Below are 16,009 nucleotides of genomic sequence, written 5' to 3' on the forward strand. Positions count from 1 at the left end.
CTTAACCTTCCAGGGAGTAGCGCTCGAAGCGGAGTTTTCCGCCGGGCGGGAGTTGTGCGGCGATGTCGACGTCCTCGTTGATCACGGTGGCGATCACGGGGTACCCGCCGGTGACCGCGTGATCGCGAAGGAAGAGCACAGGCTGGCCGTTCGGCGGGATCTGCACGGAGCCTGCCACCATGCCTTCGCTGGGCAGTTCGCCGTCGCGGGAGCGGGTCAGCGGCGCGTCACCTTCGAGTCGGAGGCCGACGCGGTTGGAATCTCCGGTGACGGTGAATGTGGTGGAGAAGAAGTGCTTCACGGCGTCGTCGCTGAACCAGTCGTCTCGGGGGCCAAGCACGCAACGCACCACGCCGACGACGTCGGCACCGTCGCGCTCGACGCGCAGGGGGTTGGACAGAAGAGAGTTGGCGGACTGCGGCGGGGTCAGCGCCATGGCGATGGTGTCGCCGGAGGCAAGCGGCTTCGGTCCGAGCCCGGAGAGCATGTCGGTGGCGGCGGAGTCCAACTCGGTGTCCGCGATCAGGCCGCCGCGCACCGCGATGTAGGTGCGGAAGCCCAGGCGGGCTGGTTTGACCACCACTTCGGCCCCGGCCGGCACGATCGTGGGGGTGGCCAGTGGGGCGGATCTCCCGCCGACGGTCACCTCGGCATCCGCTCCGGTGACGCAAATGACCGTTTCCGCCAGGGCGGTCAGGGCCAGCCCGCCGACGTTTTCCAGCAGGGTGGCGTTACGTTTGTTGCCTACCGCCGCGTTGGCGGTGCGGGCGGAGGCGCGGTCGGAAGAACCCGACGTGGTCACGCCCAGATTGCCGTTGCCTTGGCGGCCGAGGTCCTGGTAGAGGGTTTGCATCCCCGCGTCGTCGAGCGTGAAGACGGGCCGCCGCGGCGGGCTGGCCAGGTGCTTGCGCGCGGTCTGCGAGTCTTCCGGCAGCGCTTCCGCGGCGCGGTAGTGCACGCGGTCGCCGGGTGCTACGAGCGCTGGCGGGGTGGCGGTGGAATCCCACATCGGCGTAGTTGTGGTGCCGATCAGTTGCCACCCGCCCGGCGATGTGCGCGGGTAAACGGCGGAGAATTCGCCGGCCAGCGCGACGGCGCCTGCGGGCACCGCGGTGCGCGGCGAGTCCCGGCGCGGTACCTCGAGCGCCCGAGAGGCGTCTTCCGGCACGCAGTACGTGAAGCCCGGGGCGAACCCGCCGAAGGCCGCAACCCAGGTGGTGGATGTGTGCCATTCGATCAGTTCGCTGGCGCTCATGTCTAGCGACGCCGCCAGCGTTTCCACATCCTCCCCGTCGTAGCGCACGTCGATCTCGATGTCGCGCGGGGTGCCCATGTCTGCGGCATCGGGGGCGTAGGAGGCTAAAACATCCACGGCTTTGGTGGTTGCGGTGGGCGAGTCGAAGGTGACCAGCACGGTGCGGGCGGCGGCGACGACGTCGGTCTGGTGCGGAAGCGGGGTCGCGGTCAGGGCGGCGTAGAAGTCCATGACCGTTTTCAGGTCGGGGAGGTCGACGATGAGGGCGCGGGTGCCCACCCGTTTTACGTCGTAGCTCATAGGGTGGCCTCGATGCGAATGCCTTCGTCGTGAAGCTTGCGCACAACGGCGCGGGTCAGGTCGACTGAGCCGGGGGAGTCCCCGTGGACGCAGACCGATTCTGCTTGGACCTTGACCTCGCTGCCGTCGATGGCGGTGACGGAGCCGGTGGAGGCGACTTGGAGCACTCGCTGCGCCACGTCTGCCGGGTCGTGCATCACGGCACCCGGCTCGCGGCGGGACACCAGCGTGCCATCCGGGTTGTAGCCGCGGTCCGCGAACGCCTCGCGGATAACACGCAGCCCAGCCTTTTCTGCGATGTCGACGGCGACGCCGCCGGGCAGAAGCATGACGGCCAGCTCGGGGCTGAAGGCCTTGATGCCGTCGATGACGGCCTTGGCGTGGGCCTCGTGATGGACGATGGTGTTGTACAGCGCGCCGTGCGGTTTGACGTAACGCACGGTCAAGCCGTGCACGCGGGCCAGCGCGTCGAGAGCGCCAATTTGGTAGAGCGTCTCATCTGCCAGCTCTGCGGGCGTGTAGTCCATGAATCGGCGGCCGAAGCCGACGGGGTCGTGGTAGGCCACGTGTGCGCCGAGTGTGACGCTGTGGCCTGCGGCATTTTTGAGGGTGCCAGCGATGGAATGGGGATCACCCGCGTGGAAGCCGGTGGCGACGTTGGCGCTGGAGACCATTTCCAGCATCGCTGCGTCGTCAGCGACCGGGTTGCCCGCGGTGGTCTCGCCGAGGTCAGCATTGAGATCGATGTGCATGACCTCAGTTATACCGCCCGACGCGTGTGATCTGTAACTCAGGCTTAGGCTGTGCCGTTGTTGATCGCTTCGATCATTTCGATGATCGCTTCTGCCTGCTTCATCAGCTGCTCTTGGAGGTAGTCGGAGGCGGCTTGGCGGTCTCCGGCCTTGACTAGCTCCACGATGTGCTCGTTGACCTCAATGAAGCGGCGGTTAAATGCCGGTTCCCGCTCCAGGATGGGCAGGGTGGCCAGGCGGAGGAACGCGTCGAGCTGGTCCATAGTGTCGCCCAGGGTTTTCGAGCCCATGGACGCCAGCACCACGTGGTGGAACGCCTGGTTCACGGCGATGAACAGGTCGTCGTCCTCTTCCTCGATGGCCACGCGGGCTTCGGCGTTGAGCTCCACCAGCCGGTCGACGTCGAGGTCGGGACCCCATAGCAGCGCGGCCGGTTCAATGGCCGCACGTGCGCGGAACGTGTCGGTGACGAACTCCGGGGACGGGGTGGCCAGGAACACGCCACGGTTGGGGATGCGTTCGCACAGACCCTCCGAGGTCAACATTGCGAACGCCTCACGCAACGTGTTACGAGAAACCCCGAAGCGCTCGGCCAGTGCGACCTCGTTGAGCTTTTGCCCGGGGGCAAATTCACCGCGTGAGATCGCGCGGCGGATCTCGGCGGAAACGTTGTGTGCAAGCATGGCATCCGTATTGAAATCGTTTGTCACCTACCGCGTTTGTGCAGTTGAGTGACGGTACTGAAAAGAGCTACCAAGAGTATATCGCATTTATTGTTCAACAATGTAGCGCTTCTTTCATGTTGATCTCTCTTCTCAGCTTCCAGCGTTTTTTGAGGCGTTTCGCAGCACCCGAGTACGGTGACACCCATGAGCCACGACAAGAAACCGCCGAAGCTGTCCAAGAAGGCCTACGAAAAAGAGCTGCTGCGCCTGCAGGCCGAGCTCGTCGCCATGCAACAGTGGGTGGTGGAAAACGGCGAACGCCTCGTCATTGTCATGGAGGGCCGCGATGCCGCCGGCAAGGGTTCCGCAATCAAGCGCATCACCCAGTACATGAACCCGCGCACCTGCCGCGTCGAGGCGTTGCCGAAGCCGACCGACCGCGAGGCGGGGCAGTGGTACTTCCAGCGCTACGTGGAGAAGCTGCCCACCGCCGGCGAGATCGTCATCTTCGACCGGTCGTGGTACAACCGCGCAGGTGTTGAGCGCGTGATGGGCTTCGCCTCCTCCCAGGAGTACCGCCGCTTCCTGCACCAGGCGCCAATCTTCGAGCGTCTCTTGGTCGAGGACGGGATCATGCTGCGCAAGTACTGGTTCTCCGTGTCTGACGAGGAGCAGTACAAGCGCTTCAAGTCCCGCCGCAACGATCCGCTGCGCCAGTGGAAGCTGTCCCCGATGGACCTCGAATCCATTACGAAGTGGGAGGAGTACTCGCGTGCCAAGGACGAGATGTTCGTGCACACCGACATCCCGTCCGCGCCGTGGTACACGGTGGAGAGCGAGGACAAGAAACGTTCGCGCATCAACGTCATCTCGCACCTGTTGTCCACCATCCCGTACGAGCACATCACGCCCGACCTGCCGGAGATTCCGGAGCGCCCGGAGATCACCGATTACGAGCGCCCGCCTCGCGACGAGTTCCGCTACGTCCCCGACGTCGCCGCCGACCTCGAGCGCCACAAGGGGGACGGCAAGGGCAAAAAGAACAAGAACAAGCGCAAGTAACTAGCGCTTTTTCGGGTACCCGCGGGGTGAGGACACCGTCTTGTCCCCGGGGATCCAGAACCTCCACGGGGCGTCGGAGTTCTTAGAGATGCCGATGCGCGGGCCGGCGACCCACTCGGGCTCTTGCTCCCGCATTGTCAGCTGCGCCTCGGTGCCGTTATCCGGCAAGGTCAGGCCCAGCGCCTGGCCGAGGTTTCCGGGCCCGCGTGCGAGGTTATCGAAGGGGATGAGAGCCCTGTCTGGGCGTTGCCTGCGCTCACGCGCCAGCTCTTCGCCCGCGATCACCTCACCTGCGCGCATGAGGCAACCCTGGCCATCGCCTTCGGGGGCGCACACGATGTTGCCGTTGTAGTGGATGCCGTAGGAGAAATACACGTACAGCCTGCCGGGTGGGCCAAACATCGCCGCGTTGCGGGCGGTTTTGCCCCGGTATGTGTGCGCGGCGGGATCCTGCGCTCCCGCATACGCCTCCACCTCGGTAAGCCGGATGCTCACCCCGTTGTGTGTGATCACGCAGCCGAGCAGCTGCGGGGCGACAACATCGGCGGGTTGGGCAAAGTCGATCATTTGAGCCATTGTGCCAGCCTCGCTACGACGGCGTGCTCCGCGTTTGTCCCCACCACCTCGTCGGCGACGGCCTTCAGGTCGTCGTGGGCGTTGCCCATCGCCACGGCGTGGCCCGCAGCTTGGAGCATGCCGAGGTCGTTGAGGTAGTCGCCGAACGCCGCGGTGGCAGGCATCGGCACATCGAGCGCTACGGCGAGCTCACGCAGCGCCTTGCCTTTGTCCGCGTCCGGGTGCATGAGGTCCAGCCAATGCGCCCCGGAGACCACGGCGCGCAGCTCCGGCACTACCTCGCGGGCCCACGCAAGCGCGTCTCGCTCCGCGTCCGATTCGACGTAGAGCGCGATTTTGACGGTGGTGGCCGGAGGGACGTCGTGAAGCAGGGTGCGCGACGCGTAGTACTTATCCACCTCCGCGTCCACGACCGGCGGTAGGGGCGCGGTGGCCGCGACCTCGGGCGCGCACACCACGGCGTGGGCGGCAGACGGCGCGTCAGGCAGCGCGGCGAGCAGGCGTTGAACCGGCTGGGCGGGAAGGGCAGTGGTGGAGACGACCCGCCCGCCGTGCCACACCACCGCGCCATTTTCCGCGATGAAGGTGTCGAAGCCGGGGAACATCGCCTGCAGCGTGGCCAGCTGGCGTCCGGACGCCGGCGCGATGGTGATGCCCCGTTCGCGTGCGGTATCGGCCAGCGGCCAAAAATCGTCTGGGACCCGCCCAGATGGGTCGAGCAGTGTGCCGTCCATATCCAGCGCAATTAACCGAGGTACGTGCATTGGCCCCACAGTACAGCTGTGATGTGGAACACTTGGCTGGCATGACCGAGTTTGTGAAGACCGAAGTCCGCAACACCACCGGGGTGATCACGCTCGACCGCCCGAAGGCGCTGAATTCACTCACCCCCGAGATGGCCCGCGCCATCGACGCCACACTCAAGCAGTGGCGCGACGATGACGCCGTCGAACAGGTTGTCATCCAATCCTCCGGCAAGCATTTCTGCTCCGGTGGCGACGTCCGCGCGGCCCGTGACGGCATCCTCGAAGGCCGCGAGGCCGAAGTAGACGCGTTCTTCGCCGACGAGTACGCCATGAACTTGGACATCGCGAACTACCCCAAGCCTTACATCGCACTGTGCAACGGGGTGATTATGGGCGGAGGCATGGGTGTGTCCGCCCACGGCTCGCACATGGTGGTCACCCAAGACGCCTTTGCGTCCATGCCGGAGATGAACATCGGCTACATCACAGACGTGGGCATGTCGTGGGTGCTGCAGAATTTGCCGAAGGTGCCGTCGCAAAGCTTGGGCACCTTTTTGGGGTTGACGGGCTATCGCTTGAGCCCCGACGACATGCTGGCCACAGGGCTTGCCACGCACAAGGTTTCCTCGCTCGACGGAGTGCTCGAGGGCATCATCGAGGAGGGCCCCGGCTATCTGGACACCGTTGCGGTGGAGCCGGGGGAGTCGGAGCTTTCATCGCTTTACGACGGAATCGAGCGCACGTTCCAGGGCTCCTGGGCGGAGATTCAGGGAAGGCTGGACGGCAAGTTGGCGGAGCTCGTCGCAAAGCTCACAGCGCAGGCCTCCCCGTCGTCGCTGGTCGCAGCCGCCGAGCTGTTCGCCGCCAACGCATCAAAGGACCTCGCCGGGGCGCTTGACAACGAGCGGCGCCTGGGCGCGCTGATGACCCGTGAGCCGGACTTCGCCGAAGGGGTGCGCGCCGTGCTGGTGGACAAGGACCAGTCCCCGAACTTCGCCCCGCAGCCAGAACCCGGCAAGTACCGGGACGTCCTGCGCAATTGATTATTGGGCTAGCGGGGCATCAGCCGCGCAATGACCTCCCCACCAAGACCGAGCAGGGCCCAGACCGAGAAGAAGGCTGCAACGGCAATCGCGATGACTTCGGGCGCGCCCATCTTGCTGGACGACGTTTCTGGCGCCGGAACGGGCGTAGCGGTCTCGGTGAGGCGGGCCTTTGCGTGGTCTGAGGTTGCGCCCAGCGGGAGACAGTCTTCAAGCTCATCGAGCGTGTAGAACATCGAACCTTCTTCGATCGGCACGCAGCCTGAGTGGAACGGAACTTCGGCCTCGTTGTACAGCATCCGGACGATGGTGTCGTCGTTGTCGTTTTGAAACGCGTCCCATTGAATGTTCGCTCCCATCGGTGCGACCTTGTCGCCACGCCACGAGGAGTTGGAATAGTCCATGACCTGGTTCGCCGGCACGCCCTTTTCTGAGCCCGGCAGTTTCAATAACGCCGCTAGCGGAATGATGGTCTCCGCGTGGCCGAAACGGAACTCGGCCGCGATGTCACCGCCCTCGGCGCGCTCGCGCACACCGGCGAGCATGTGGTCGAGCAGTGGCGCGAAGTTGTCGTACGAGACCGTTTGGCCTGCGATAGCTGGGCCCTTCTCGTAGTAGTCCTCGACATCGAGAAGGTAAGCGAATGTCGGTCCGTCGGACTCATCCATGTATTCGGCGAAGATCCAACCTTCGGCGGGTTTCGCTGGCTCTTCCTCCATGGCTGGGGCAATGATGTAAAGGTTATAGAATTGCAGGGCGGCATCAACGATGCCCTCGACAGACTTGTCTTTCTTCTCAACGCCGACGAACGTCAGGGTGCCGTTATCGATCGCATCGATGAATTCCGGCGCGAATATCTTTCTCAGTAGGCTCTGGGCCGCCTCCCGGGATGCGGGTTTTGCGTAGGCTTGCTCCACCTTTTCTGCGAGTACGTCGCTGTCGGCCCACGCTTTGTATGCCTCGTAGCTCGGCGCGGTTTTGTCCTTGTGCGCGTAAAGGAGGTCTCGGCGGGGCTCGAGCTCTACATGGCCGTCGGCCGTACCGTACGTGAGGTTGTCGGTAAGTTCCGGATTGGTTTCAAGCAAGCCACTGCCGAAGTACCAGCCGGATTCAATCGCGCGGTCCTCACCGGAGGACAGAAAACTAATGGAGCGCTTTTCGCGGTCGATAGCGCCGAACAGTTCCGCGTTACGCCGCGCGTTGCGCTCGCCGATGCCGTTCAACTCGGCGCGACCGAAGGCAGTGAGGTTGCCGTAGCCGCCTTCACCCGGACCGGTCAGTTCGCGGTTAGCTTTGCTCATCGCCTCGACCTGCGGGATGAGGCGTTCGCCGAGTTCCGTGAGCTGACCGCGTTCTTTCGCGGCGGTGAGCATCTGGCCGGCGAGGTCGTCGTACTTGAATGAAGACAACCCTCGCGATCCGTGGCGGTTGACCGAGCTCGTGTAGATCTGCTGAAAACCTTCGGGGGCTTTGCTGTAACTGTCGATGGTTCCGGCAGGGAAGTAGGGCTGCTTTGTGGAATAGTACGTCGCGGTATCGGCGCTGGCAGCCGCAACGTTGCTGACAGCTACAGACGCAGCTGCGACTACGCATACAGCTCGACGGGAAAATATGGACATGGGGAGCGGGCTCCTTACGGGGGGGGACAAGGCCACTGCCGAGGCTAAACCTCCGAGATGAAATTAAAGTGAACACACGCTAGGGGATCCTTGCCCGGCGGGTTCGCGCAGGCGCTAGAGTAAGGGGGCGGTTAAGGGCGAGAAAATTGCCCCCGATTCCCACATGCTGAAGGAGCGACGTTGACCGAAACGATGAACCCCCGCGACGAATGGAACCACAAGCTCACACTCGCTCAGGAAATGCTGCCACTGATCAGCCGCCTGCACCGCGAGCACAACGCAGTGACCTCGGTCTACGGCCGCCTGCTGGTGGGTGTGACCGATATCGACATCATTAAGGCCCACCGCTACGCCCGCCGCATCGATGAGAAGGAGCTGGCGCTCGACGAGACGCTGCCGATTCTCAAGGAACTCGTGGAGATGGACCTGGGTACCGCCTCCATCGACCTGGGGCGTTTGGCCAAGGAGTACAAGCACTCCGACGAGCAGGACCTGCGCGCCTTCCTCGACCGCGAGCTCGCCGACGTTATCGGCACATCTTCTTCCCTGGAAGCGCGCGATGTCGTGCTCTACGGCTTCGGGCGTATCGGTCGCCTGCTGGCCCGCATCCTCATCGCCCGCGAGGCGATGTACGGCGGCGTGCGCCTGCGCGCCGTCGTGGTGCGCAAGAAGGGCGACATCGACATCATCAAGCGCGCTTCGCTTTTGCGCCGTGACTCGGTGCACGGCCCGTTCAACGGCACCATCACCGTGGACGAGGACAACGAGATCATCTGGGCCAACGGCACCCCGATCCAGATGATCTACGCCAACAACCCGGGCGAGATCGACTACACCTCCTACGGCATCGACAACGCCATCGTGGTGGACAACACCGGCGCGTGGCGCGACCGCGACGGCCTGTCCAAGCACCTGGAGTCCAAGGGCGTGGACCGCGTCCTGCTCACCGCGCCGGGCAAGGGCGACATCCCGAACATCGTCTACGGCATCAACGAGGACATGATCGGCGAGGAGCGCGTGCTCTCCGCCGCGTCCTGCACCACCAACGGCATCACCCCGGTGCTGAAGGTGATCAACGACCGTTACGGTGTCAAGCACGGCCACGTAGAGACCGTCCACTCCTACACCAACGACCAGAACCTGGCAGACAACTTCCACAAGGGCAACCGCCGCGGCCGCGCCGCCGGCCTGAACATGGTGCTCACTGAGACCGGCGCGGCAAAGGCCGTATCCAAGGCGCTGCCGGAGTTCGAGGGCAAGCTCACCGGTAACGCCATCCGCGTGCCCACCCCAGACGTGTCCATGGCAGTGCTGAACCTGGACCTGGAAAAGGAGGTGGAAAAGGACGAGGTGAACACCTTCCTGCGCCGCGTGTCCACCCACTCCAACCTGCGCCAGCAGATCGATTACATCAACTCGCCGGAGGTCGTTTCCACTGACCTGCTCGGCACCACCCACGCGTCCGTGGTGGACGGCCTGGCCACCATCGCCTCTGGCAACCACCTCGTGCTCTACGTCTGGTACGACAACGAGTACGGCTACTCCCACCAGGTCGTGCGTGTTGTGGAGGACATCGCAGGCGTGCGCCCGCGCGTGTTCCCGGAGCGCAAGGATCCGGCTGAGATCCAGTAGCTATGGTCATGCGCCGTAAGCTCGCCGCCGCAGTCAGCGTGTTCGCGCTGGCTGGCTGCGGCGCGCACGGAACAGAAATGGGGCTGCAAGACGCCGCGCTGGCCGGGGACTTCACCGTCGCGGACGTGGCGGGGCCGGGGGTGGAGCGGGCTTACGTGTTTTGCCCGTACACGGACAAGGCCGAAGCGCAGCGCCTCGGCTTTGACCCGGGCGACGTGCCCGGCATTGACGATGACATCCAGGCCTGGGAGACGGCCTCCGGCATCGGGGTGATAGCAGGTGGGCGTGCGGAGATCGAGTGGTTCGACCCGCGCAAAGTCGACGCCTGCGGGCCGGGGGTGGAGCCGTACCAGGAGGTCGACCCGGCGGCGACGGTGCGCGGGAGCGCCGAGACCCGCGAGTACGCGGGCGGGGAGACCGCCGAGGTCACCGTCTTGCGCTTCGAATGACCTCGTCGTAGTAGCCCAGCACCGTCTCGGTGGAGGCGCGCCACGTCCAGCGCTCCGCTTCCGCGCGGGCTGCCCGCGCCATGCCGGCATTCGTGTCGGGGTCAGTGAGCAGGCGCACGATGGGGTCGGCCCAGGCGGCGTCGGGGGCGTCCGGGTCCACCAGGAACCCGGTTTCACCGTCTGCGACCACGAACGGCAGGCCGCCCGCGTTCGCCGCCACCACCGGCAGCCCGGACGCGAACGCCTCCAGCGCGGCAAAGCCCAGGGTTTCCGTGGTGGAGGGGAACAGCAACGCGTCGCCGGAGGCATACGCGGCGGCAAGGTCGTCGCCGGACAAGTACCCGGTGAAGTTGGCCCAGTCGGGGGCATGGGAGCGGAGCTCGTCGTAAAGCGGGCCTTCGCCCACGAACGCGATGCGCGCGCCGGGGACGCGGGCGCGGACTTCTTCCATGATGGGGACGCAGCGGTCGACTGATTTCTCGGCGGAGATGCGGCCGACAAACAACACGAGGGGGCCGTCGCCGCCGAGGCGGGTGCGCATCTCGCGCGTGCGGGCGGCGGGGGTGAAGCGCTCGGTGTCCACGGCTTTGGGCCACAGCCGCACGTTGGGAATGCCATACTCGGCGGCCTTGTCCATCATCGGGCCCGAGGTAACTAAGTTGACCCCGGCGCGGCCGTGAAAGGTGCGCATCCCCCACTTCGCAATTGGCTTCACCCACGGAATGCCCAGCTTGAGGCAGTACTCTGGCACGTCCGTGTGGAACGACGCGATGACGGGGTAGCGGCGCGCGGCGACGAGGGTGGACCAGCCAGCCGTCCAGATTGGGTTGACGGCGTGGACGATCTCCGGGTTGAACTCGCGCAGGCGGCGAAACGCGCGCGGCCCCATCATGCCGTGTTTGACCTCCGGGTAGACCTTCAGGTCGCGCGATGGGATGGGCACGACCTCAAAGCCCGCGTACTCCGCCGGGGGGTTGCCGGGGGCGAAGATGAGCACCTCGTGGCCCAGCGCCGCCAGTTGGTCGAGATGGCGGGTGGTGCGGGTGACCACGCCGTCGATTTTGGGCAGGAAAACCTCGGTGAGGAGCGCGATGCGCATCTACTTCTCGCCCTGCGGCACGCCGGCGGACTGCGCGGCGGTCCACAGCGAGCGCGCCGGGATCTTCGAGCGGTCCGCGCGGTCGGCGTACTTCTTCGCCACCTCCTCGACCTCCACCAGGAGGCCTTCTTCCAGCTTCGTCGGCTCCAGGCCGAGGTCCAGGAAAGCATCGTTGACCACGTGGAGTTCGTTCTCTGCGGACTCCTTGCGCGGGTTGGGCACCATCTGCACCTCCGCGTCCGCGATCTTTGCGACGAGCTCCGCCAGATCCCGCACCCTGTGCGTCTCCGTCATCTGGTTGAAGATCTTCACGCGCTCACCGCGCGCCGGCGGGTTTTCCACCGCCAACTGGATGCAGCGCGCCATGTCGCGGATGTGGATGAACGCACGCGTCTGCCCGCCGGTGCCGTGCACGGTCAGCGGGTAGCCGATCGCCGCCTGCATGAGGAAACGGTTGAGCACGGTGCCGTAGTCGCCGTCGTAATCGAAGCGGTTGACCAAGCGCTCGTCCCGAATCGTCTGCGGGGTGTTCGTGCCCCAGATAATGCCCTGGTGCAGGTCGGTGATGCGCAGCTCGTCGTTCTTGGCGTAGTAGGCGAACAGGTGCTGGTCCAGCACCTTGGTCATGTGGTAGACCGAGCCCGGGTTGGTGGGGTAGAGGATCTGCTGCTCGACGATCCCGTTTTCGCCCGCGTCTACCTGGATATCCAGGTAGCCCTCCGGGATCTTCATGCCCGCGGTGCCGTAGCCGTACACGCCCATCGTGCCGAGGTGCACGACGTGGATGTCCTGGCCGGACTCCACGATCGCGGTGAGCAGGTTGTGGGTGGCGTTGACGTTATTGTCCACGGTGTAGCGCTTATTGCGGGGGTTCTTCATGGAGTACGGCGCGGCGCGCTGCTCAGCGAAGTGGATCACCGTGTCGGGCTGGAAGTCCTTCAAAAAAGCCAGCAGCGCGTCGTAGTCCTGGGCCACGTCGATGTTGTCGAAGCGGATCTCCTTGCCGGAGACGTCGCGCCAGGCCGACAGGCGATCGTCGATAGATGCGATCGGCGTCAGCGACTCCGCACCCAGCTCCTCGTCGATACGCCGGCGCGACAGGTTGTCCACAATGGTGACCTCGTGGCCGAGGTCCGAAAGGTGGAGGGACGCGGGCCAGCCGCAAAAACCGTCGCCGCCCAAAACCGCAATTTTCACTACAGCACACCTTTCCTCAAGCGCATTTCCGCATACGCTACCGGTGTCGCGGAGCCTTCGCTGGGCGAGGCTCCCCCAGGGCGAATCAAAATAGGGTAGGGCATACAATTCAGTGCTAGCGTTTCCTGTGTTTTCGCAGTGCCAGAGCGTCGAAGAAGTTGGGAGTTCGCATGACCCGTCCGCCCGTTACCCGTCGCAACGGTGTCAAGCGGATCACCGCAACCGCGACGGTGTTGGCTCTCGCTGGCGGCGTGGCTGCCGTGCCGCTTGGGCCGCTTGGGCCGATCGACGTCGCGCACGCACAGGTCGCCCCAACGCAACAACCCGGCATCAACTTCGGTGCTGTACAGAACGCGCGGGGCGATTGGGAAGCGTCCGTGTTCTTCCAATCGCCGATGACGGTGCGGACGGTGAGCATCGACTTCGTTCCCGCCGACAGCACCAACCCCCGCGAAGAAGCTCCAGTGGGGGACCCGGTGTTCACAAGGATCCCCGAAGTGGCCGACTACCGCGTGGACCACATGAGGAGGACGCAAGTCCTCGCTTCATACGACGTGAAGGCCTACCGCACCCAGGGCACGTCCACATCCGGCCACCCCACAATCCGCATAACCTACGAGCTCCCGGGAGTGGAGGTCGGCCAGAACGAGCGCCTTGCGCTCTTCGCGCCGGGGATGGGTGCGAGCTATCCCACACCGTTACGCGGGGGTGGAGCGCGGTTTACACGACCCACCGTTAACGCCGATATCCGCGGTGTGGTGACCATCCACGAGGCGACCGAGGACGAGTACAGGCAGACGCAGGTGAAAATCCGCCAAGGCGCAGAGACGTTCTCGTCTCCGGTGCAAGCGGACGGATCCTACGAGATCGCCATGACTTCGCCCTCCGGCACGATGGAAATCTCCGTCGTCCCGCCAGCCGGTTTTGCCACCCCCGAACCGAAGACGTGGCAAGCAGCTGAGGGCCTCGCAGCCCCAGACTTTGAGGTATATCCGATCTCCGTGAGCGGCAAGCTTATCGACGCCTCCGGTGCCCCCGTCGCAAACGCCAAGGTCACCGTCGCGGGTCGCTACGCGGTCACGGATGAAAAAGGAAACTTTACCGTGTCTAAGGTGCCGGTTGGCACCCACGAAGTGGTGATCGGCGGCACCGAGCGCACCCGTGGCGAAACCCTTCGCGGCGTGCCGGTGAGCGATCAGCGCGACAACCGAATCAACGACATCACGGTGGAGACCAAGCCGCAGTTTGGTGCGGTGTCTGGCCGGGTGACCGATCCCGCGGGCGATGGTGTCCGTAACGTGGTGGTGCAGGCTGGGGGCCGTAGCAACATCACCGACGCGCAGGGAAACTACGCAATTACCGGTATACCCACCGGATTGACCAGCGTCGAGGTCGTCGACGTGCCGGCGGGTTTCATACGCCCTGAAGCCCTGGAAAGGGATGTTCAAGTAAACGGGGTCGATGACGCCAATTTCGCCTTGGAGGCCGAACCGACGCCTACGCCGACAACGTCGGCCACCCCGACCACGACGAAGACAACCCCGCCGACGTCCACTCGGCCGGTGCCGACTACGACGACGCAGAAGCCCACCTCAACTACGACGACATCCACTCGGCCGGTGCCGACTACGCCGACGCAGAGACCTACGCCGACCACGACGAGGTCAACGAACCCGACGTCCACTAGGCCTACGACGACCACGACGACGCAGAGACCTACGCCGACTACGACTCGGCCAGCACCGCAGGTGGGCGCTGTGGAGGGAATCGTCGTCGACGGCTACGGCGATCCTGTCGTAGGCGCCACGGTGACTTTGTCAGACGCACGCGGTGCCACGCGCAACGTTACGGTCGGCACAGATGGCAGGGTGCGGGTCGGCAACGTGACGCCGGGTGAGTACACGGTGACGGTGGCCGCACCGCCCTTGTACGCCGACATGGTGGTGCCGTCAGTTTCTGTCCGGGCCGGGGAGACGACCAACCTGCCCGCGCTCGTCCTCAGACCGGTTCCAGCGCGCTTCGACTGGGACCGCGTTGTGGTGAAGCCGGGGGAGACCCGCGTGAGCGTGCCAACTCGCTCAGGCGGCCTTTCCCAGGAAGCCAACTTCCGTACATCCGGTGTCACCCGCATCGAGCCGGATGGGACAACCACGCAGATTCCCGCCGCGGAGAGCTGGATTTCGGTGGAGGGGGACGGAACGCTCGTCGCAAGGCCACCGCGCAATGCCGAACCGGGCGAGTACCGCGTGAAGGTTACGGACGTAACGGGTGAGACGCACGTCATCACCGTCGAGGTCGCCGACCCTACACCCATGAGTGAGCAATACGCTGTGCGTTTCCCGGTTATCCCGGTGCCCGCCGGTGCCACGCGCCAGGCTGGCCGGCCGCGCGCGACGGTCACGGACGGACCGTTCACCTACGCCGACCGGCGCCTGCCCGAGGGCACCCGCTTCAGTGTTGACCCGGCGGTAAGCGACTGGGTGCGCGTCGACGGCAACGGCCGCCTGACTTTCACCCCACCGGCTGGTGCCGCACCGGGCACGCGCAGGATCGCTGTGACAGTGACGTTCCCCGACGGCTCCGTGGGCACCTACTCCGCCGAGATCGAAATCGGTGATCCGCTCCTGGCTTATACAACCAAGCTCGGCTACGAAGACGGCCTGTCGGTCCGCCCGAACGAAGCGGTGACCGTGCTGCGCACCGGCGCAGCCGTGCTTCCTCCCAACACCACCTTTGAGGTGGACCGGAGCAAACCCCTCGGCGACTGGATGGCCGTTGTCGACGAGTACACGGGCAACCTGCGGGTGTTCGCGCCAGGGCAGGGGACCACGGTGGATGTGCCGGTGGTGGCGTACTTCGCCGACGGCTCGTTTACGCGGCTCACCGCGAGCGTTCGCCTATCGACGAGCTCCGCCCTCTCCTCCAAACACACCCTTTCCTACGCGGACACTGCGGCCGCGCCGGGCGCCACCACCGCTGTGGCGCTTACCGGTGCCGTGCCGGAAGGCACCACGTTCGCGCTCGTGGATGACGGGGGATTGCGAAGCGTTGACGTCGATAGGCAAAACGGCACGCTGAAGGTGAGCCTGCCCAACGATGCGCAGCTGGACGAGCCGTACACCACGACGGTGCGCGTGCGATACCCAGACGGCAGTACAGAGGAAATCGCCGCGCGGATTACAGCCACATCCGAAGCGGTGCGGTTTGCCCCGCGCGCTACCGCAGCCACGGTTGAGGTAGGCGGCAGCGCCGTGATCCGCACCGGGCTTCCGCCGGGCGCGAAGCTTCTGCCGTTCGACCGCAACGGTTGGAACGTGCAGTACAACCCCGCAACCGGCGAGCTCACGGTGGAGGCCAACGCGGCCGTTCCGCCGGGCACCGTGCTCACGGTGCCGGTGGAGGTGACGTTCCCGGACGGCTCCAAGAAGGTCGTGGAATACCCGGTGACCGCAACGGGCACCACGCCGCCTGTGCAGGAGAGCGGCTCGTCCGTGGGCGGCTGGATCGCGGTCGTGCTCGGCGCCTTAGCCGCGCTGGCCGGCATCGGGTTCGCCGCGTTTGTCAACCAAGACGCCATCAGGGCGCAACTTCAACGATTCGGCTTTTAACAACGG

13 protein-coding genes are annotated in these 16,009 nt (G+C 65.1%); 5 read left to right on the top strand and 8 right to left on the bottom strand.

What is annotated here, in order from left to right:
* Position 1 precedes the first annotated feature (1 nt).
* From HMA55_RS05930 to HMA55_RS05940, 3 genes are read right to left on the bottom strand one after another with little or no spacing between them, the layout of a single operon-like run.
* Complete coding sequence (locus HMA55_RS05930) at positions 2 to 1,555, bottom strand: 5-oxoprolinase subunit B/C family protein (protein ID WP_181192157.1); 1,554 nt, start codon at positions 1,553 to 1,555, stop codon at positions 2 to 4.
* Positions 1,552 to 2,307: a LamB/YcsF family protein gene (locus tag HMA55_RS05935; RefSeq protein ID WP_181192158.1), complete on the bottom strand. Its 756-nt coding sequence runs from the start codon at positions 2,305 to 2,307 to the stop codon at positions 1,552 to 1,554. The genes HMA55_RS05930 and HMA55_RS05935 overlap by 4 nt, the downstream gene beginning before the upstream one ends.
* 44 nt (positions 2,308 to 2,351) lie before the next feature.
* Positions 2,352 to 2,990: a GntR family transcriptional regulator gene (locus HMA55_RS05940; RefSeq protein ID WP_181192159.1), complete on the bottom strand. Its 639-nt coding sequence runs from the start codon at positions 2,988 to 2,990 to the stop codon at positions 2,352 to 2,354.
* A 186-nt stretch (positions 2,991 to 3,176) separates the two neighbouring features.
* Here HMA55_RS05940 and ppk2 point away from each other — a divergent pair, with 186 nt between their 5' ends.
* Positions 3,177 to 4,034, top strand: a complete 858-nt coding sequence (gene ppk2, locus HMA55_RS05945; protein WP_181192160.1) for a polyphosphate kinase 2 — start codon at positions 3,177 to 3,179, stop codon at positions 4,032 to 4,034.
* On the opposite strand, the gene HMA55_RS05950 is transcribed toward ppk2, so the two are convergent.
* Positions 4,035 to 4,601 carry a DNA-3-methyladenine glycosylase gene (locus HMA55_RS05950; RefSeq protein WP_181192161.1) on the bottom strand — a complete coding sequence of 189 codons (567 nt, stop codon included), beginning with the start codon at positions 4,599 to 4,601 and terminating at the stop codon, positions 4,035 to 4,037.
* Positions 4,598 to 5,374 (bottom strand): HAD family hydrolase, encoded by a 777-nt coding sequence (locus HMA55_RS05955; RefSeq protein WP_181192162.1) that lies wholly within the window; start codon positions 5,372 to 5,374, stop codon positions 4,598 to 4,600. Before HMA55_RS05955 ends, HMA55_RS05950 begins: the two co-directional genes overlap by 4 nt.
* 41 nt (positions 5,375 to 5,415) lie before the next feature.
* Here HMA55_RS05955 and HMA55_RS05960 point away from each other — a divergent pair, with 41 nt between their 5' ends.
* The gene (locus HMA55_RS05960; RefSeq protein ID WP_181192163.1) at positions 5,416 to 6,399 is read left to right on the top strand and encodes a 3-hydroxyisobutyryl-CoA hydrolase; all 984 of its coding nucleotides are present in this window, start codon (positions 5,416 to 5,418) and stop codon (positions 6,397 to 6,399) included.
* 8 nt (positions 6,400 to 6,407) lie between these two features.
* Here the strand turns inward: HMA55_RS05960 and HMA55_RS05965 are convergent, their stop codons facing one another.
* Entirely contained in the window at positions 6,408 to 8,018 is a 1,611-nt protein-coding gene (locus tag HMA55_RS05965) for a histidine-type phosphatase (protein WP_181192164.1), read from the bottom strand.
* Between the two features lie 192 nt (positions 8,019 to 8,210).
* On the opposite strand from HMA55_RS05965, the gene HMA55_RS05970 reads away from it, so the two are divergent.
* Both HMA55_RS05970 and HMA55_RS05975 read left to right on the top strand, forming a co-directional pair.
* Positions 8,211 to 9,650, top strand: a complete 1,440-nt coding sequence (locus tag HMA55_RS05970; protein ID WP_181192246.1) for a glyceraldehyde-3-phosphate dehydrogenase — start codon at positions 8,211 to 8,213, stop codon at positions 9,648 to 9,650.
* A gap of 8 nt (positions 9,651 to 9,658) precedes the next feature.
* Positions 9,659 to 10,099: a hypothetical protein gene (locus HMA55_RS05975; protein ID WP_181192165.1), complete on the top strand. Its 441-nt coding sequence runs from the start codon at positions 9,659 to 9,661 to the stop codon at positions 10,097 to 10,099.
* Here the strand turns inward: HMA55_RS05975 and HMA55_RS05980 are convergent.
* Both HMA55_RS05980 and HMA55_RS05985 read right to left on the bottom strand, forming a co-directional pair.
* Positions 10,077 to 11,198, bottom strand: coding sequence for a glycosyltransferase family 4 protein (locus HMA55_RS05980; RefSeq protein ID WP_181192166.1), 1,122 nt, complete (start codon positions 11,196 to 11,198; stop codon positions 10,077 to 10,079). The genes HMA55_RS05975 and HMA55_RS05980 overlap by 23 nt on opposite strands.
* Positions 11,199 to 12,395 (bottom strand): NAD-dependent epimerase/dehydratase family protein, encoded by a 1,197-nt coding sequence (locus HMA55_RS05985; RefSeq protein WP_181192167.1) that lies wholly within the window; start codon positions 12,393 to 12,395, stop codon positions 11,199 to 11,201. It abuts the gene before it with no gap.
* A gap of 170 nt (positions 12,396 to 12,565) precedes the next feature.
* Here HMA55_RS05985 and HMA55_RS05990 point away from each other — a divergent pair, with 170 nt between their 5' ends.
* Positions 12,566 to 16,003, top strand: coding sequence for a Rib/alpha-like domain-containing protein (locus HMA55_RS05990; protein WP_181192168.1), 3,438 nt, complete (start codon positions 12,566 to 12,568; stop codon positions 16,001 to 16,003).
* The last annotated feature ends 6 nt before the right edge of the window (positions 16,004 to 16,009 follow it).

The organism is Corynebacterium wankanglinii (genome assembly GCF_013601005.1).
Taxonomy (GTDB): domain Bacteria; phylum Actinomycetota; class Actinomycetes; order Mycobacteriales; family Mycobacteriaceae; genus Corynebacterium; species Corynebacterium wankanglinii.